This is a genomic window from Prosthecobacter sp., assembly GCF_044222565.1.
In the GTDB taxonomy this organism is placed as follows: domain Bacteria; phylum Verrucomicrobiota; class Verrucomicrobiia; order Verrucomicrobiales; family Verrucomicrobiaceae; genus Prosthecobacter.
The window spans coordinates 1-17,582 of record NZ_JBGANA010000032.1 but is presented as its reverse complement, the minus strand read 5'-3'; the positions used below and the strand labels follow the sequence as shown (position 1 = coordinate 17,582).

Annotated in this window: 13 protein-coding genes; 4 read left to right on the top strand and 9 right to left on the bottom strand. The window is 62.1% G+C overall.

Annotation, left to right across the window (positions count from 1 at the left end; genetic code table 11):
* The first annotated feature begins 34 nt into the window (after positions 1-34).
* The gene (locus ACILSR_RS29685; RefSeq protein WP_395753450.1) at positions 35-2,476 is read left to right on the top strand and encodes a PSD1 and planctomycete cytochrome C domain-containing protein; all 2,442 of its coding nucleotides are present in this window, start codon (positions 35-37) and stop codon (positions 2,474-2,476) included.
* Between the two features lie 234 nt (positions 2,477-2,710).
* On the opposite strand, the gene ACILSR_RS29680 is transcribed toward ACILSR_RS29685, so the two are convergent.
* The gene (locus ACILSR_RS29680) at positions 2,711-3,088 is read right to left on the bottom strand and encodes a hypothetical protein (RefSeq protein WP_395753449.1); all 378 of its coding nucleotides are present in this window, start codon (positions 3,086-3,088) and stop codon (positions 2,711-2,713) included.
* A gap of 13 nt (positions 3,089-3,101) precedes the next feature.
* Complete coding sequence (locus tag ACILSR_RS29675; RefSeq protein ID WP_395738887.1) at positions 3,102-3,245, bottom strand: DUF3309 domain-containing protein; 144 nt, start codon at positions 3,243-3,245, stop codon at positions 3,102-3,104.
* Between the two features lie 209 nt (positions 3,246-3,454).
* On the opposite strand from ACILSR_RS29675, the gene ACILSR_RS29670 reads away from it, so the two are divergent.
* The 3 genes from ACILSR_RS29670 to ACILSR_RS29660 are packed head-to-tail and all read left to right on the top strand — an operon-like array spanning position 3,455 to position 4,940.
* Positions 3,455-4,015: a L,D-transpeptidase family protein gene (locus tag ACILSR_RS29670; protein WP_395753448.1), complete on the top strand. Its 561-nt coding sequence runs from the start codon at positions 3,455-3,457 to the stop codon at positions 4,013-4,015.
* A gap of 52 nt (positions 4,016-4,067) precedes the next feature.
* The gene (locus ACILSR_RS29665) at positions 4,068-4,754 is read left to right on the top strand and encodes a peptidoglycan-binding protein (RefSeq protein ID WP_395753447.1); all 687 of its coding nucleotides are present in this window, start codon (positions 4,068-4,070) and stop codon (positions 4,752-4,754) included.
* 30 nt (positions 4,755-4,784) lie between these two features.
* Positions 4,785-4,940: a hypothetical protein gene (locus ACILSR_RS29660; RefSeq protein WP_395753446.1), complete on the top strand. Its 156-nt coding sequence runs from the start codon at positions 4,785-4,787 to the stop codon at positions 4,938-4,940.
* Between the two features lie 23 nt (positions 4,941-4,963).
* Here the strand turns inward: ACILSR_RS29660 and ACILSR_RS29655 are convergent, their stop codons facing one another.
* The 7 genes from ACILSR_RS29655 to ACILSR_RS29625 form a co-directional block, all read right to left on the bottom strand.
* On the bottom strand, positions 4,964-5,779 hold the full coding sequence (locus tag ACILSR_RS29655; RefSeq protein ID WP_395753445.1) for a hypothetical protein: 816 nt from the start codon (positions 5,777-5,779) through the stop codon (positions 4,964-4,966).
* Positions 5,780-5,845: 66 nt separating this feature from the next.
* The gene (gene pyk / locus ACILSR_RS29650; protein WP_395753444.1) at positions 5,846-7,255 is read right to left on the bottom strand and encodes a pyruvate kinase; all 1,410 of its coding nucleotides are present in this window, start codon (positions 7,253-7,255) and stop codon (positions 5,846-5,848) included.
* 355 nt (positions 7,256-7,610) lie between these two features.
* Positions 7,611-8,411 (bottom strand): TatD family hydrolase, encoded by an 801-nt coding sequence (locus ACILSR_RS29645; protein WP_395753443.1) that lies wholly within the window; start codon positions 8,409-8,411, stop codon positions 7,611-7,613.
* 107 nt (positions 8,412-8,518) lie between these two features.
* A complete protein-coding gene (locus ACILSR_RS29640) occupies positions 8,519-10,228 on the bottom strand; it encodes a Do family serine endopeptidase (protein WP_395753442.1) in 1,710 nt (569 codons plus the stop codon).
* Positions 10,229-10,441: 213 nt separating this feature from the next.
* Positions 10,442-14,725: a cadherin-like beta sandwich domain-containing protein gene (locus ACILSR_RS29635; RefSeq protein WP_395753441.1), complete on the bottom strand. Its 4,284-nt coding sequence runs from the start codon at positions 14,723-14,725 to the stop codon at positions 10,442-10,444.
* Positions 14,726-14,864: 139 nt separating this feature from the next.
* Positions 14,865-15,899 carry a Gfo/Idh/MocA family protein gene (locus ACILSR_RS29630; protein WP_395753440.1) on the bottom strand — a complete coding sequence of 345 codons (1,035 nt, stop codon included), beginning with the start codon at positions 15,897-15,899 and terminating at the stop codon, positions 14,865-14,867.
* Positions 15,900-16,266: 367 nt separating this feature from the next.
* On the bottom strand, positions 16,267-17,582 hold a 1,316-nt coding region (locus ACILSR_RS29625), incomplete at its 5' end, for a PQQ-binding-like beta-propeller repeat protein (protein WP_395753439.1).

Here is a 17,582-nt window from a genome sequence, read left to right as displayed (position 1 = left end):
ACTGAACGTTCGATCATCGTTTAAAGACTGCCGAATGATCCGCCCAGCCCTTGCCCTATTCAGCTTCAGCTCCGCACTTGCTGCGGGAACGATTGATTTCTCGCGGGACATCCAGCCCATCCTTTCGGACAAGTGTTACTTTTGTCATGGTCCTGACGCAAAGGAGCGCAAAGGGGACCTGCGGCTGGATGTGGAGAAGGAAGCGAAAGCGGTGAAGGATGGCATGGCGGCCATCAAGCCGGGCAGCAGCGGAGAAAGCTCACTGGTCGAACGCATTTTCAGTGCGGACCCGGACGAAGTGATGCCCACTCCGAAGAGCAACCGCACGCTGACCGCAGCGCAGAAGCAGCTGCTGAAGCAATGGATCGACGAAGGAGCGAAGTGGGGCACGCACTGGGCGTTTGAGCGCATCGAACGGCCCAAGGTGCCGAGCGTGGGAGTCAAGCATCCCATTGACGCCTTTGTGCGCGCAAAGCTGGCGGAGAAAGGCATGAAGCCCGCGCCCAAGGCGGATGCGGTGACTCTGCTGCGCCGGGTGTCCTTGGATCTCACAGGGCTGCCGCCGAGTGCGGATGAGCTGAAGCAGGACTATGAGAAAACCGTGGCGCGCCTGCTGGACTCGCCACGCTTTGGTGAGCGTTGGGCCTGGGACTGGCTGGATGCCGCGCGCTATGCGGATACCAATGGATATCAGGGTGATCCCGAGCGCACGATGTGGCCGTGGCGCGACTGGGTGGTGAAGGAGATCAATGCGAACATGCCGTATGATCAGTTTACGATCTGGCAGCTGGCGGGGGATCTGCTGCCGGGCGCGACTCCGGAGCAAAAGCTGGCCACGGGCTTCAATCGCAATCACATGATCAATGGCGAGGGCGGGCGCATCGCAGAAGAGACGCGGGTGGAGAACGTGATGGACCGGGTGGAGACCACCAGCACGGTGTGGCTGGGGCTGACGATGGGCTGCTCGAAGTGTCACGACCACAAGTTTGATCCGCTGACCATGCGCGACTACTACGGACTGTACGATGTCTTCAACCAGACGAGCGAGGATGGCAGAGGACGCAGCGGACAGGCGGCGCCGGCCATGGACATCTCGACACCTGCCGAGCTTGAGCGTGTGAAACAGACGACTGCCGCGGTGAACGCCGTCGCGCAGGAGGTGGAGGCGTTTGAGCTGAAGAAATTTCCACGCGAGGCCGGCAAGCCGCTGACAGAATCCGAGGCCATCAAGCTGCCGGGAAACCTGCCGAGTTACATTGCCAAGACGGAGCCGAAAAACCGTGGCGTGGATCCGCTGCTGGAGGCGGTGAACTATTTCAAAGACAAGGACGCCGCCTACGCCAAGCTGCTGCAGAAGCTCCTCGCTGCGGTGCGCGCGCGTGTTTCAGCCACCAATGCTGTGACAAAAGTCATGGTGATGGACACGCTGCCCATGCAGCGGGAAACATTCACCTTGGAAAAGGGTGCGTATGACAAGCCCACCGCCACCAAAGTCAGCTTCAATGTGCCCGCGAGTCTGCCTGCGATGAAGCTGGACGCTCCGCGAAACCGGCTCGGACTCGCACAATGGATCGTGAGCCGTGACAATCCGCTGACGGCGCGGGTGACGGTGAACCGCTTCTGGCAGGCCTTCTTCGGTGTGGGCCTGGTGAAGACCGCGGAGGATTTTGGGCTGCAGGGCGAGGTGCCGGTTCATCGCGAGCTGCTGGACTGGCTGGCGGCCGAGTTCATTGAGAGCGGCTGGGATGTGAAGGCGCTCATGCGCCTGATTGTGACGAGCGAGACGTATCAGCGGTCATCCAAGATCAGCGATGCGCAGAGCGATCCGGAAAACCGCCATCTTGCGCGCGGGCCGCGCTTCCGCATGCCCTCCTGGATGCTGCGGGACCAGGCCTTGTTTGTGTCTGGACTGCTGGAGGACCAGATGGGCGGCCCTGCGGTGAAGCCCTACCAGCCCGAGGGCATCTGGGAGGAGGCGACGTTTGGCAAGAAGAGCTATGTGCAGGATCACGGTGCGGCTTTGTACCGCCGCACGCTGTATGTGTTCTGGCGGCGCATCGTGGGTCCGACGATGCTGTTTGACAATTCGGCACGGCAGACCTGCGTGATCAAAGCCACACGGACCAACACGCCGCTGCAGGCGCTGGTGACGCTGAATGACGTGACGTATGTGGAGGCCGCGCGTGCGCTGGCGCAGCGGGTGCTGCTGACCAGTCGCAGGAATGAAGATGCGGCGCTGGCCATGGCGTTTCGTCGCGTGACGTGCCGTGAGCCATCCGGGGCTGAGCGGGCGCTGCTGAAGGCGCAGCTGGGGAAATTAAGAGAGCAGCAGGCGGCGGATCGCGCCGGTGCGGAGAAGCTGCTTCACGTGGGAGAATCCAAGCGGGATGAGTCGCTGGACGTGGTGGAGCACGCCGCATGGACGGGGCTGTGCCTCATGCTGCTGAACCTGGATGAAGCGGTGACAAAGGAGTGAGCCATGCAGCCTTGCCGCAGTGCAGCAAGGGGCGGGTTTCACCGCAGTCCTGCCACGCATGTGCGGCACACGGTTAAGCACATTCGTCGTGCATCGAGCGCAGAACGCCGAAGCGAAAAGTAGCACGGGCAATCCTGCCCGTGAAGAAGACGTCCGCATCGGGCAGGATTGCCCGTGCTACTGCCCGACTCGTTTCCATTGACCGAGTTAACCGAGAGCCATGCCTGCCAGGCATTAATTACCCGCTGGTCCGTTCCAGCTCACGCCCTGGTAGTTGCCATCGGTGTAGTTCCCGGCCGGGAAGTCGCCCTGCCGGAAGTTATACTGATTGGGCGAGTAGTTTTGATGCTTCCCGCCATAGTAGTACTGTCCCGCATGGTAGTAGCGGCTGGTGTATTTGCGGCCCTGATGGACGTAGTTGCCGGTTTGATACTGGCCGCCGGTGTAATAACGGCCCATGTGGTAATAAGTGCTGCCGGTGTGATTCGGCGGCAGCTTGGTGTAGGTATTGTAAGTGCCGCGAGGAGATCCGCTGGTGCGGGTGATCATCGGCTCCGCACACGAGGAGAGGCCCCAGGCGGCCAGAAGGAGGCAGAAGGGAATGAGTTTCATATGCGGGGCGGTGTCAAATGCGGCCGGTGAGAAGCAGGACAACGAGCACAATGACGAGGAGGCTTGCGCCGCCGCCGACGTAGTGGTTTCCAGAACGGAAGCCATAGCCACCTCCGCCAATGAGAAGGATGATGAGAAGAATGAGGAGGAGGTTCATAGTGAGCTGAAAGCGTGGGTTGACCGCTTGTGTCTTACGAATCGGCCGCGGAGGGGTGGGCGGATGCACCGCTGATATTATATTATGGTGGCCACGGCCAGCAGGGGCTGGCTGTGGCGGAAACAATAAGCACGAAACACAAGGCCTCCCATGGAGGCGCATGCGATTCCATGGGCAGCACCTTTCTGCATTTCCTCCAGATTCCGATCATGACGAAGCCCCTCTCCTCCCTTTGCTCCTGCCTCCTTGCCACCACTCTGCTCCTGCTGGGCGCCAGCTGCGCCGGACCGCTGCCTCCTCCCCCCCCACCGCAGAGCGCTTCGTTCTGGAATGGCGACTTTATGCCGGGAAAACCTTCGGTGCGCGTCAGTCTTTCTGAACAGCGCGCCTACTTCTACAAGGACGGGCAGCTCGCAGGTGTGTCTGAGATCTCTTCAGGACGCGAAGGGCGCAACACGGTGACGGGAAATTTCCACGTCATTCAGAAAGACCTGCATCATGTGTCCTCCCTCTTTGGCGACTACGTGGATGCCGAGGGCAACGTCGTTCAAAAGGATGTGGACACCAGCAAGGACCCGAAACCGAAAGGCGCGCGGTTTGATGGCGCCCGGATGCCCTATTTCATGCGCATCGTGGGAGGCACCGGCATGCATGAAGGCTACCTGCCAGGCTATCCGGCGTCACATGGCTGCATCCGCATGCCGGGCTTCATGGCGGAGAATTTTTTCCGCTCCGTGGAGGTGGGCACGCCGGTGACGGTGGAGCCTTGAGCAGGCACTGCTTGGAAAAATCTTTTCAATCACCAACCCCGAAAACAATCCTATGAAAACACATTCCCATTTGCGACTGCGAACCTTCAGTTCGGTGGCGCTGGCTGCGGTCATCTCTTTGACTGCGGCATCTCTCTCTCCTGCCAAGGACAAAGGCGGCCACGGAAACAACGGTCATGGCGGCGGCGACAAGCATGGAGCGGCCGGCCCGAAGCATGAGCAGAAGTTTGAACACAAATCCGAGCCCAAGCACGAGCAGAAGTTTGTGAAGAAGCCCGAGCCGAAGTTCGAAAAGAAATTCGAGCCGAAGTTCGAAAAGAAGTTTGAGCCCAAGGTGGTGGTGCAGAAGGGCCCGCACATCAATGAACACACCAAGGTGGTGTACCTGGCCGCTCCACGTTCGGCCTATGTGCTGTCCCCGGGAACGGGATACGCGGGGCGCGGCTACTACTATGGACCGCCGAACTCGCCGTACTACTATGAGGGGCCGGACGTGAAGTACTTCCGCCGGCGCGAAGACTTTCCCAATGGATACACCCTGCAGCCTTATGATCAGCGTGCGGCGGATGAACTCGCTGTGCAGCAGGCGCTGGCGCGGCTGGGATATTATCAGGGGCCCATCGATGGCCGCATCGGTCCGCAAACCCTGGCTGCAATAGCCAGGTATCAGCAGGATCATGGCATGAGCATCACCCAGTCGATCGTTCCCGCGCTGCTTCAGGCGCTGGGCGTGCAATGAAATTCACCCCCCCAAAAAAAATAAACATCCATGACCCTTCCTAAAAACCGCGGCATCCTCGTCCTTGCCATTTATCTCATTGTCACCGGAGTGTGTGGCGCCTTCGGCGTCGACCTCGGTGCGCTCCATGTTCTGGTGCCCATTCTCGCCATTGTGGCAGGGGTGCTGCTGCTTTTGGATAAGTAAGACGAACGCGGACAAGGCCGGCGCTAGAAGCTGATGTAAGCCATCGGCGCGTCGGTCTTCGTCTTGAGCTTGAAGTCCCGGTCCACCAGGCAGGGCGCCTTGTCCAGGGACAGGATCTCTTTGGTGAAGCGCGCGCTGGTGTCAGGGCTCGCTTCCACCAATAAAATGGCGCCTGCTGCATCCCGAATGATGAGCACGTAGCCGTAGCTCTTCACTCCATAGGGAGCGTCGGGGTCCTGGCTGTAAGTGAGGCGTACCGGCGGAGTGACGTACACCATCTTGGACTGCGCGCGGATGTTCACGTCAAACTCCTCCTTTTGCAGCACGATGAGTTCGCCATTGGGATCGGCCACATTTTTTCCCAGCGTGAGGGCCAGCCCCTTGGCTTTTTCCAGATCGCGCTTCACCTCCAGGTTGTTGAGGTTGAAATTGTAGGTGTACTCAAAGACGCGGACATCAGTGTCCGCCTGCCCGCGATTCACTTTGGAAGGCAGCGTCTGGCAGCTGATGCGATACTTCTGTGCAGGGGCCGCCGTGCTGGCCTCGGCGGGAGAGGGGGCGGCTGTTGCTGCGGATGTCGCCGAGGGAGGGGCGGTGGGCTGGTCCTGGTGCTGCTCCTGCCAGCGTGCGATGTATGCGGCGTCTTCTTTGCAGAGCGTTTTGATTTTGACCACGATGGTCTGCGAATCGCTGACACGCTTCAGCGTTACGCTGTCGGCTGACGCGGCCGTGATCTCTGCCTCCAGCAGGGTGCCTGCAAGGCTGACAAACACGCGCGCGTCCGCCCGCGCCACGGGAGCGAGGAGAAGGAGAAGCAAAAACAGGCGAAGAAGGCGCATCGTCAGGAATACGGCTGGCTCCGGGTATTTTTGCCGGAGCCAAGCCCACTTTCAAACATCAAATCATCAAGCCTCTCGCAGCAGGATGGCGTCCACATTCACGCCGTCATAGAGGGCGTCGCTGAGGATCACGAGAGGATCGCCATGCTTGATGAGCTTTTCCCGGCGCAGGAGGTCGAGAGCGCCGCGAATGCTGTCCTCCGGCTGGCCTTCGCTGAACGGAAGCACGAACGGATTGACGCCACGCGCGGTGACCAGCGTGCGGCTGACGTGGAGATTGGGCGTGAAGGCAAAGATGGGGGCGAACTCCGGACGCTGATGCGCGAGCAGGTGCGCCATGACGCCCTTGATGGTGAAGACGAGCAGCTTGCTGCCGGGGATGCTGTTGGCCAGCAGGATGGCGGCCTTCACGGTCTTGTGCTTGTTCGTCTTCAGCGGGGCATCGCTGGCGAAACGGCCGGAGGGATATTTTTGCTCAATGCGGCTGATGACGGTGTCCAGCACCTCCACGCATTTCTCGGGGTAGCGGCCCACGCTGGTCTCGCCGCTGAGCATCACGCAGTCCACCTGCTCGATCACGGCATTGAAGATGTCCGTCACTTCCGCGCGGGTGGGCACGGGGTTTTCGATCATGCTTTCGAGCATCTGCGTGGCCACGATGACCTTGCGGCCGTGGTAGGAGCAGCGCTCGACGATCTGGCGCTGGATGAGCGGCAGGTCCTCGATGGGGCACTCGCTGCCGAGATCCCCACGGGCGATCATGATGCCGCCCGAGGCCTCCACGAGGGCGTCGATGTTGTCGATGGCCTGCTGGTTTTCGATCTTGGCGATGACGCGCGCCTTGCTCTGCTTCTGCTCAAGCAGGAGCTGCAGGTGCTGCAGGTGGCCGGGCTCGCGGGCAAAGCTGAGGGCAAAGAAATCCACGCCCAGCTCCACACCGAGGTCGAGATCCGCGTAATCCTTTTGCGTGAGCGGGGGCAGGCGCACGGGCACGCCGGGGAGATTGATGTGGCGGCGGGATTTCATCTCGCCCTTGGTCATGACAGTGCCGATGACGCGGATGGTGGAGACCTCGGTGGCCTTCACCTGGATCATGCCGCCATCGACCATGATGGTGTCGCCGACTTTGAGGTCCTTGCCGAGTTCGGGGTAATTGACGCTGACGGAGTAGGGGGTGGTGGAGGGGGCGTCTGCTTTGCAGCGGAATTCGACCAAGTCTCCCACCTGCAGCTGCCAGGGCTGCTCGACATCTCCGGTACGAATGCTGGGGCCCGTGAGGTCCATGAGGACGGCGATCTCGCGCTTGGAGGCCGCGGCGGCATCGCGGACTCGGGCATAGACGGTGCGCACCCAGTCGTGGGAGGCGTGGCTCATGTTCAGGCGGATGACGTCGGCACCTTTGGCGATGAGATTGGAAAGAACTTCAGGACTCTCCGTGGCAGGGCCGAGAGTGCAGAGGATTTTGGTTTTGCGCATGTTTGGCATGATGAGAGCAGGTGGCGGGCCAGCGTACGCTCCTGATGTGCCCGGATGCAAGGGGTAGCTCGCGGCGGTGTTGGAACATGGGCTGCGGTGGGGGTGAATTGGGGGGCCGCAAAAGGGCGCAAAAAAAGACGCAAAACAGAGCGGGAAGGAGCTGAATTTGGAGTGCGGCTGCGAAGCTGCCGCTTTCGAGTGTCCCGTGGTGGGGGGGGGAGATGAAAGACTTGCGTGGGCCTGGAAGCTTCGCCTTCGTGGGGTTAGTGACGTGTGTTTGCTGTCTGGCCGGCGGAAAGCGGTAGCTGCGCTCGTGCCTCGCTGTGCAACCGCACTCCAAATGAGCCAGCTTGCCTCAAGTTGCAGGGCCAAACAGGCTTCGGTAGTTCTCCGCGACGGCTCGCTCCACCTCCGCCACATCCATCCCGCGCACCTTCGCCAGCAGCTCGTAGCTCACGCGCAAATTCGCAGGATGGTTGAGCGCCTTGCCATCCGCGGATTGCAGCGGGTGGGGGTTCAGTTCATCCGGCGGCCACATGTCGGGGGCGTCGGTTTCGGTGAGGAGGCGGTCGAGGGGGACTTGGGCGAAGGTTTCCAGCTGGGCGGCTTTGCGCGGATGGCCGAAGTAGGGGCTGAGGGAGAAATAGGCGCCGAGTTTGACGAAGCTGGGGATCATCTCAGCGGGGCCGCCGTAGGAGTGGAGGAGGAAGCCGCGGCGGGGCAGGGGAGTGCTGCGCAAAGTTTCTTCAAGCAGGCCGAAGGCGCGCAGGCAGTGGATGGTGGCGGGGCGTTCCAGCTCCACGGCGAGCGCGAGCTGGGTGCGGAAGCATTCGAGCTGGGCTTCGATGTCCGGGTTTTCGATCCAGCGGTCGAGGCCGATCTCGCCGACGACGGCACGGGGATGGGATACCAGAAAATGACGTAACGTGGTGGCCCAATCATTCGTGCGCTCTTTGACATACCAAGGGTGCAGGCCGAAGGCGGGGAGGATGAAGGAATGCTGGCGGGCGAGTTCGGCGACGGCGGGCCAGTCGTCCTCTCCCGAGCCGTTGACGATCATCTCACCGAGGCCGGTTTGCTGCGTGCTGGCGAGGATCTCCGCGCGCCAGGGGTCGAGGCGGTCGTCCTGAAGGTGGTTGTGGGCGTCGAAGAGCAAGGATGAAGGATGAAGGATGAATTATGAAGGATGAAAAAAGCCCGTGCACACTTGCGGCATGCACGGGCTTGCTGGGGCATTCGACGGGCTGGCAGCCCGTGACACGATTAATTGTTCCCGATCATGAGCAGCATGGTGTCGCCTTTGCGCCAGACGCGCAGCATGACGTTGCCGTTGCTGCCTTTGGCCAGCGTGCGGGCGTCGGCGGCTTTGTTCACGGCGATGCGGTTGACGTGGGAGATGACGTCGCCCTCCTCCACTCCGCGGGTGGCGGCCTGGCTGTCGGCATCCACTTTGGTGACGATGACGCCGCTGACGGACGCGGGGACGTCATAGCGCTCGCGCAGGGCGGGGGTGAGGGACTGGATGGTGACGCCGCTGACGAGTTCTCCGACGGTGTCCTTGACGTTGGGAGCGGCGGCCCCGGGGCGCTTGGGCAGGCCGCGCTGGCCGCCGTTGGCGAGCTCGGAGAGGGCCTGCTCCGGGAGCGCCTCCAGCGTGGCATTGAGGGTGAGGCGCTTGCCGTCGCGCATGACGTCGATGGGGATCTGGCTGCCGGGCTTGGAACTGCTGACGATGAGGCGCAGGCGGCTGCTGCTGTCCACTTTCTTGCCGTTGATGGCGACGATGACGTCCTCCACCTGAATGCCGGCTTTCTCCGCGGGCGATTCCGCGCCGACGTATTTGATGAGGGCACCCGTCTGGTCTTCGAGCTGGTACAACCGTGCGGATTCGGGATCAAGGTCGATGATTTCCACGCCGAGGAATCCGCGCTGCACGGCACCGTCATCGAGGAGATCTTCGACAATGTTGACGGCCATGTTGATGGGGATGGCAAAGCCGATGCCGGCATACATGCCGGTGCGGGAGAGGATGGCGGTGCTGATGCCGACGACGCGGCCCATGCCGTCCACCATCGGGCCGCCGGAGTTGCCGGGATTGATGGAGGCGTCTGTCTGGATGAAGTCCTCGTAGCCCTCCACGCGGCCGCCGTGGCCATTGTTTCTGTTGCCACCGGAGATGACGCCATTGCTGCGGCCGAGGGCGCTGACGATGCCCTGGCTGACGGAGCGGCTGAGCTCCATGGGGGCACCAGCGGCGAGGACGATGTCGCCAACACGAAGCTGGGAGCTGTCTCCGAGCGTGGCGGGCTTGAGGCCGGTGGCTTCGATCTTGATGAGGGCGACGTCGGTGAGGGGATCCGCGCCGACGATCTCGGCCTTGTAGGTTTTGGTGGCGCCATTGATTTCCACGGCCACCTCGATCTTCTTGGCGTCCGCCACCACGTGGTTGTTGGTGATGATGTAGCCGTCCGGGGTGATGATGACGCCGGAGCCGACGCCGCGAGACTGCTCTTCTTCTGGCTGCATCTGGGGGCGCTGCGGACCGCCGCGACGGCGGGGGGAGGGCTGCGGCTCATCGTCTTCATTCATGTCGCCAAAGCCGTCCTGGCCGCCGAAGAAGCGGTAGAAGAAAGGGCGGAGCTGCGGGGGGATCTGGTCCACGCCGGGAGCCTTGATGGGGGCGGAGGAGTAAATGGTGACGACGCTGGGGAGGATTTTATCGACCACATTGGCGTAGCTCATCAGCACCTGGCCGCTGTTGGGCAGGGGGCTGGGGTCCTTGAGAATCTTGGAGGCAAAACCCGCCACCGGCGGCGAGTTCTTGTCCACAGCCGGGGCGGAAGGCAGGGTGGGCGGCGCTACCGGAGCGGGGGCTGGCGCGGGCGGGAGCTGCTGCGCCTGGAGGCCCGGCAGCCCGGCGGCCAGCAGGCCGGCGCAGGTAAACGCGAAACGAAGGCGGGTGGGTGCGTTCATGGGAGTGTGCGGTTGGTGTTTTTTCAGCGGTTCTTTGGGGAGCGCTAGACTGGAGACTTGGGGACAAAGGGAATGTTGAACAATTTCGGGCGAAAGAAAGGGACTCTTTCGCATCTTAAACCACTGATACCAAGGCCGAAGGCTTGGGGGAGATCTTGCGGGTTCAAGTTGAAAAAGTTTCCGCTCCTTTGAAGCCTCCTGCTGCTAACCCGTTTACGGCGGTGCAGTTACGGACAGACGCACAAACATCGTGGTGGCCGCGTTCATGGGGATCACGGCTTTGACCTGCTGCGTGGTGCCGTCGTCACTGAGGACGGTTTGTGTGACCGCGCTGCTGCTCCATGTGGCGGGGTGGGCCAAGGTGCTGCTCCACTCCACCTTGAAGTCGGTGCCCACGTTTACCGCGGCGGTGCTGCGTGTGTACGTGTACTCCAGGTTTGCCCCGTTCGCGGTGGTGGTCGCGGGCAGCTTGCTGGTCGTGGTTGGATTAAGACGCAACGCATACTCGATCAGGTTGGGAATGCCGTCTGCATCGTTGTCCGCAGTATCCGCAGCGGCGCCGCCGTTGGCGGTGGTGCCAAAGTAGGTCTGCCGCCAGATTTGAAGCAGGCTCAATGGGCCGGTGGTGAACGTCAGATCGGTGCCCGTCACAGCGCCAGCTGCGTTGCTGCCCCTGGCTCGGAAGTGGTAGGTCGTGCCAGGTGTGAGTCCAGTGAGTCCGCCGGTCACCGCAGTTCCAGCAGCACCGGTGACCACGGAAGGAGAGGCAGCCACAGTCATGCCGTAGGCGGTAGTCAAGCCGTAGTCGAAAGACACATCGGCAGCAGAGCCGTTGGCGTTTACGCTGCCGTTCAAGACCGCCGAAGTGCCGGTGATGGAGGTGGCCGCAAGGGTGAAAGTGGTGGCGGGCACGGGCAAGGCTGCGAGTGCCAGTGTGTCATTGGAGTCTTTGCCGGTGGCCACGTGGATAAACTGCCCGCCTGTACCGATCGAACTGGTGCTCACGGCCACTGGGATGGGGCTGCTGGCGGTGCTGTTGTTGCCGAGCTGACCATACAGATTAAACCCCAACGCCGCCAGGGTGCCGTCCGTGCACCGTGCCAGACTGAGAGAGTTTCCCGCCGACAAGCTGACCACGGTCTTGCCCGCCAGTGCTCCGCTCATGTTTACCATTATCGGGATACTGCTGAACTGCGTGGAATTATCGCCCAACTCACCGTAGATGTCGCTTCCCCAGGCGGCGAGCGTGCCGTCTGAACACAACACCAGGTTGTGATATCCTCCTGCTGCCAAGGTGACAACAGTTTTGCCTGCCAGAATAGTTCCAGTCGTACTCACAGCTACCGGCACGCTGCTGCTTGTGGAGCTGGCGTTGCCGAGCTGACGGTAAAAGTTCGCCCCCCAGGTCAACAAGGTGCCATCTGAACAAAGCGCGAGGCTGTGATAGGTGCCGGCCGAGACGGCCACCACGGTTTTGCCTGCCAGCGGAGTGCCTGCCGTTGTCACCGCCACTGGAATGCTGCTGTCGGCTGATGAGTTGTTTCCCAACTGCCCATAAAAGTTGTAGCCCCATGCGGCGATGGTGCCATCCGAGCATAGAGAGAGGTTATGGTAGGCGCCTGCCGAAACTGCCACGACTGTCTTTCCCGCGAGCGGAGTTCCTAGGGTGGTCACGGCCACAGGAACGCTGGTGCCGGTGGTCGTGCCGTTGCCCAGCTGACTGTTGGAATTGCCACCCCAGGCTGCCAGCGTGCCGTCCGAGCACAGCACCAGGTTGTGATTGGCTCCGCTGCTGGCGGCCACCACGATCCGGCCCTGAAGGGGGGTGTCTTGAGTGGTAACCGCTACGGGCACTTTGCTGTCGGTATTCAAACCGTTCCCCAGCGCTCCATAACTGTTGCTCCCCCATGCGGCCAGGGTGCCGTCAACACATAAGGCGAGGCTGTGTCCGGAACCTGCCGAAAGCGCCAGCAGCGTGCGACCGGCCAGCGGAGTGCCCGCGGTTGTTGCCGGCACCGGGACGCTGGCATTGCTGGTGGTGTTATTGCCGAGCTGCCCCGTTGAATTATAGCCCCATGCATAGGGACGAGTGTTCGCCCAGGTGAGCACGAGGTCATTGCCCGTGCCGCCAAAGTAGCTGGCCACAAATGGGTAGCTGACGCCATTGTAGTTCAGATGCACCGCCTGGCCCTGTGCCAGATTGCTAAAGGCGCCGCTGATGAAGCCGAGTCCTGTGTTGTTCACCACCATCAGCGTGGTGCCGGGCGCGGGCGCGTAGTTAAGGGCGAAGTCCACGGTGCCTCCGGCGACGGTAAATCCATTGAAGGTGACGGGAACTTCTGCACCTGTGGCATAGGCTACTGACCACGAAGCGGGAACGGCGCGGGTGACCACCAACACGTAGGTGACTGTTGAGATGCCATCCCTGGCTGTGACGGTGACATTGATCGTGTTATCGCCATAAACGAGCGGGATAGGTCCGCTCGGGATGCCGTTGCCGACGGTGTTTCCGCTGACGGTCACAGTTGCCTGGCTGTCTGCTGTTGCAGGGGTGATGGAGATGCTGCCGACATCCGTTTCCACCGCCGAATGGTAGCTGAAAACCGTGGGGGAGAAAACGGGTGACAGCGTTCCTGCGCTGGGGTTGAGCGCAGATAAATAAGCAGTCAAAGTAGTGAAGGTCAGATCGGCGCCGTTCGAGTTGCCGGAACCATTGCTGCCAACGGTGCGGAAATGGTAGGTCGTTGCCGGGGTGAGGCCGGTCAGCGTGGTGCTCACCGCCGTGGCGGTGCTGCCTGAGACTGAGTAAGGCGTGCCAGCCACATTGGTGCCGTAGGTGCTGTCCAGGCCGTAGTCAAAGGACACGGTGGCGCTGCTGCCATTGGCGTTCACGGTGCCGTTCACGATGGCCGTGGTGGTGCCCATCGAGGATGCGGCCAAAGTGGTGGCGGAAACGGTCACGGGAACAGGTGCGGCCACCAAGGCCAGAGTGTGGCTGGCAAGCGGGCCTGAAGTCACCCGCATGAAACTCTCTCCCGTGGCGAGCGCGCTGGTGTTTACGGATACCGGATCGAAACTGTCCGTAGTGTTGTTGTCCCCGAGCTGGCCGTTTGCATCGCCACCCCAGGCTACCGCTGTGCCATCTGCGCAGCTCACCATGCAGTGACTGGCCCCGGCCATTAATCCCAGCACTGTTTTGCCAGCCAGCACACCGCTGCTGTTCACTTTCCAGGGAATGTTATCGTCGAACGGAACGCTGCCCAACTGGCCGAAGCCATTAAACCCCCAGGCGGCGAGGGTGCCGTCGGAGCATAGCGCCAGGCTGTGATATTCTCCCGCAGCAACCGCGACGACGGTTTTGCCATTCAGAACTGTGAATTGTGATGTTGTCACTGTTACCGGTTCGCTCGAAATCTGGGTCTGACCATTGCCAAGCTGGCCGTATATGTTACTCCCCCAGGCCACTAAAGTGCCATCCGAGCAGAGGGCGATGTTGTGATCGCCTCCCGAAGCGATAGACACCACCGTTTTGCCATTCAGATCTCCATATGCCTTCGGCAATGCAATCGGGATATTGCTCTTTAAGACGCCATACCCACCTTGACGGCGGGAACTTGTACCCCATGCCAGGAGAGTGCCATCTGAGCACAGGACCAGGCAATGAGACGCCCCTACAGCGATGGAGACTACGGTTTTGCCTGCCAGCTGAGTGCCGGCTGTCGTCACCGCGACTGGAACTGAGCTGCTGGTATTAGTGCTGTTGCCGAGCTGGCCTGAGGCATTTAATCCCCAACTAACCAGAGTGCCGTCAGAACAAAGGGCCAGATTGTGCCAGCCTCCCGAGGCCACGGCTATCACGGTTTTGCCTGCCAGCGGAGTGCCTGCTGTGGTCACGGCCACGGGCACTGAGCTGCTGGTGGTCGTGATGTTGCCGAGCTGGCCGTAAGTGTTGTCTCCCCAGGCGACCAAGGTGCCGTCCGTGCACAGTGCGAGGCTGTGCGTACTCCCAGCGGAAAGGGCCAGCACGGTGCGGCCAGAGAGCGGGGTCCCAGGTGTGGGTACGGATGACGGGATGCTTCTGTCGGTGGTGCTGCTGTTTCCCAACTGCCCTGATACATTGGCGCCCCAGGCAACGAGGCGGCTGTAGGCCCAGATCAGCACGAGGTCATTGCCTGTGCCGCCAAAGTAGTGGGCCACAAAGGAGTAGGACGTTCCGCCGTAGCTCAGGCTCACGAGTTGGCCCTGAGCCAGATTGTCAAAGGTGCCGCTGATGAATGGCAGGCCGGTGTTGTTCACGACCGTCAATGTAGTGCCCGGTGCAGGCGCGAAATTGAGCGTGAAACTGACGGTGTTGCCGGCGGCTGCATAGCTGCTGACGTTGACGGGGACGTCCGTGGCCGCATTCCAAGCGGCATTTACCGCGGCCCCTTTGGCAGAGAGCGCCAGGGCGAGGAAAACGCAGAGCGCGCATAAGAAACTGCGTCGGGGGGGCGGCATGCAAGTCACTTATCGTATACTAGGTGCAACGACAAGTGGGTAAGGCATTTTCTGTGCCTGCTGGCAGGGACCATAATGCGGTTCGGCATCGGAATGCCCAGCCGCATAACCGTGCACGAATGCGATGCGAGGTGCTCGCCTACTTCCGCGCTTCCGCCAGGGCCTTGTCCATGACTTCCTTGAGGGTGACTTCGGCGCCGCCGCGGCGTTTGCTTTCATCGGCGGCTTCCATGAAGGCGTAGATCTCCAGGGTTTCCTCCGGGGTCACGGGCATGACGCCGGTGCGGAAGAAGTGTACGATGGAGTAGAGCAGGGGATCGTAGCCGTCGTAGGTGCCGATGTCCGCCTCGCCCTTCTCGCCGATGGCTTTGCCGCCGTAGCCTTTGCTCTCGGTGAAGGTGCCGGTGCGGCCGCCTTCCCAGGTGCCGGTGACGGTGATGCGGCTGACGGTTTCCTTGGTCTCTTTTTTGGTGGCCTTGTCCACGTTCGTCACTTCCTCCATGACGGTGCCGCGCTTCACGCTTTTGCAGCCGGTGCCCATGACGGTGAAGAGGGACTCCACGCCGTGGATGCCGTACCAGAAGAGGTCGGGGTGGTGTTCTTCGAGGCTGGCGGGGCTCCGGGTGCTGGCCTGTTTGATGGTGCCGATGCTGCCGCCGCGCACGGCCTGAGTCCCTTTGCCAAAGCGCAGGGAGGAGGAGGAGAAGACGGGGATGCCGGCCTTCTTGGAGGCGTCGAAGATCTTGATGGCATCGACCAGGCTGCCCGCGATGGGTTTGTCGATGAAGACGGGCTTGTGCGCCTCCAGGCAGGGCAGCACCTGCTCCAGGTGCACGCGGCCGTCGTTGGACTCCAGGAAGACGACGTCCACCTTGTCCAGCAGATCATGGATGCTGGACACGATCTCCACGCCCATGCCCTTGAGCTTCTCCGTGTACTCCGGCACGCGCTGGGTGCTGGAGGGGATGTCTTTGGAGCCCTGCGGGTAGGCGGCCACCAGGTGCACGCCCATGACCTCGGGCTTCTGCGGCGTGGTGTTCAGCGTCTTGGTGAAGGCCACCACATGGGAGGTGTCCAGCCCGATGATGCCGGCACGGACGTGCTGGGCGCTGGCGTGAAGGCTGGAAAGCGCGAGCGCGCCGAGGGTGAGTACGAAGAGCAGGGAGCGGATCATGAGGCGAGGACTACGCGGCGTGCGGTGCGGACTTTCGCTGTGTTTTGGCAGGTGAAACAGAGCTGCGTAGGAGAATGCGGTGCCTGGCAGCACAAAAGGACTGGAATAGGTGCGAAAAAGCGGTGGGGGAAGGGAAGGGGGAGTTTGCTGTGGTTGGCGGTGGTTGGCGGTGGTTGGCGGTGGTTTGCCGGAGGGCGCTGGGTGGGATGCGGAGCGTGTGGGCCGCGAGGCAGCGCTGGGACGAAGGATTCCACGGACGCGCGCAGCGCATCCCTACCAGCGCTGCGTGGCGCGCTTTGCGCAAACGACGGCAAACCATCGCCAACAACGGCAAACCACCGCAAACGATTGCAAACTCTGCGTTCCTTTACTTCGTGCCCACGCAGTACACCGCCTGGTTGCTGCGGAGAATGAGGCGGTCGCCGGTGATGGCGGGGGTGCCGTGGAAGTGGGTCTGATCCTGGGTGAACACGTTGGTGGCGAGGAGTTCGTACCTGGGTTTGGCTGCGAGGATGAAGGCGCCGTCGCGGCGGGAGACGCAGACGAGCTTGTCGCCGACGAGGACGGGGGAGGCGTAGAAGGGCTTGCCGCCGCCGCGTGAGCCCATGATGACGCGCTCGCGATAGACGTCCTTGCCGGTCTTGGCATCGATGCACAGCGCGAAGCCCTGGTCGTTGATGACGTAGAGGTGGCCGTCTTTGTAAACGGGCGTGGGGACGTAGCTGCTGGAGCTGCTGTTCCAGAGGATGGCGCCGGTGCCGAGGTCGCCTTTGGCCGGGCCGCCAATTTGCACGCCGACGCTGCGGGTGGCGGGGAATCCGCCGAAGACGAAGACCTGGGCGCCATTGCTGCTGGGCACGATGCTGGGGGAGACATTGCCGGTGAGGCCGTGGGCGGCGTACCAGCGCAGTTTGCCGGTCTCCGGGTTCATGCCCCAGAGCTCCTGCGGGATGGCGAGCACGAGATCCTCCTGCCCGTTGCGTTTGAGCAGGCTGGGCGTGCCGTAGGCCATGCCGTAGTCGCCCTCCGCTTTCCACAGCACTTTGCCAGTGGCCTTGTCCAGGCCGTAGAGTGTTTGCGATTCATCGGTGGCGTTCACGATGAGGACGTTTCCGCTGAGGATGGGGCTGGCGCCGGAGCCCCAGCGGCGCTGGCCGGAGCTGGTGCCGCAGGAGGTCTGCCAGAGCTGCTTGCCCTGCATGTCGAAGGCGAGCGCACCGGTCTTGCCAAAGAACACGTACACGCGCTCGCCATCCGTGACGGGGGTGTGCGTGGCGTAGCCGTGCTCGGTGATGTAGCCCTGAAACGGATCCTCCGTAGCGGCGCTGGGGACTTTGGCGTCCCAGAGGATTTTGCCATCCGCGCGGCTGAGGCAGAGGAGGTGGCGCGTGAGGCTGCGCATGCTGCCCGCGCCCTCCTTGGCGCCGTAACCGGTCCAGCAGGTGATGAAGACCTTGTCCCCGAACACGATGGGGCTGGAGGAGCCGGGGCCGGGCATGTCCGCCTTCCAAAGGAGGTTCTCCGTGTCGCTCCATTTGAGCGGAACCTTGGACTCCGTGACAACGGCCGCGCCGGTGGGCCCGAGGAAGCGCGGCCAGTCATTGCCTGCGGCAGAGAGAAGCGTGGGTGTGGCGAGGGAGAGGAAGGTAGCGGTGGCGAAGGCGCGGGAGAGCGGGTGCATGC

Bases quoted from the DNA above. Each gene is read 5' to 3' on its own strand.
- ACILSR_RS29665 (WP_395753447.1), top strand. From the start codon at position 4,068: ATGAAAACACATTCCCATTTGCGACTGCGAACCTTCAGTTCGGTGGCG.
- ACILSR_RS29630 (WP_395753440.1), bottom strand. From the start codon at position 15,899: ATGATCCGCTCCCTGCTCTTCGTACTCACCCTCGGCGCGCTCGCGCTT.
- pyk (WP_395753444.1), bottom strand. From the start codon at position 7,255: ATGCGCAAAACCAAAATCCTCTGCACTCTCGGCCCTGCCACGGAGAGT.
- ACILSR_RS29655 (WP_395753445.1), bottom strand. From the start codon at position 5,779: ATGCGCCTTCTTCGCCTGTTTTTGCTTCTCCTTCTCCTCGCTCCCGTG.
- ACILSR_RS29640 (WP_395753442.1), bottom strand. From the start codon at position 10,228: ATGAACGCACCCACCCGCCTTCGTTTCGCGTTTACCTGCGCCGGCCTG.
- ACILSR_RS29685 (WP_395753450.1), top strand. From the start codon at position 35: ATGATCCGCCCAGCCCTTGCCCTATTCAGCTTCAGCTCCGCACTTGCT.
- ACILSR_RS29680 (WP_395753449.1), bottom strand. From the start codon at position 3,088: ATGAAACTCATTCCCTTCTGCCTCCTTCTGGCCGCCTGGGGCCTCTCC.
- ACILSR_RS29635 (WP_395753441.1), bottom strand. From the start codon at position 14,725: ATGCCGCCCCCCCGACGCAGTTTCTTATGCGCGCTCTGCGTTTTCCTC.
- ACILSR_RS29675 (WP_395738887.1), bottom strand. From the start codon at position 3,245: ATGAACCTCCTCCTCATTCTTCTCATCATCCTTCTCATTGGCGGAGGT.
- ACILSR_RS29660 (WP_395753446.1), top strand. From the start codon at position 4,785: ATGACCCTTCCTAAAAACCGCGGCATCCTCGTCCTTGCCATTTATCTC.
- ACILSR_RS29670 (WP_395753448.1), top strand. From the start codon at position 3,455: ATGACGAAGCCCCTCTCCTCCCTTTGCTCCTGCCTCCTTGCCACCACT.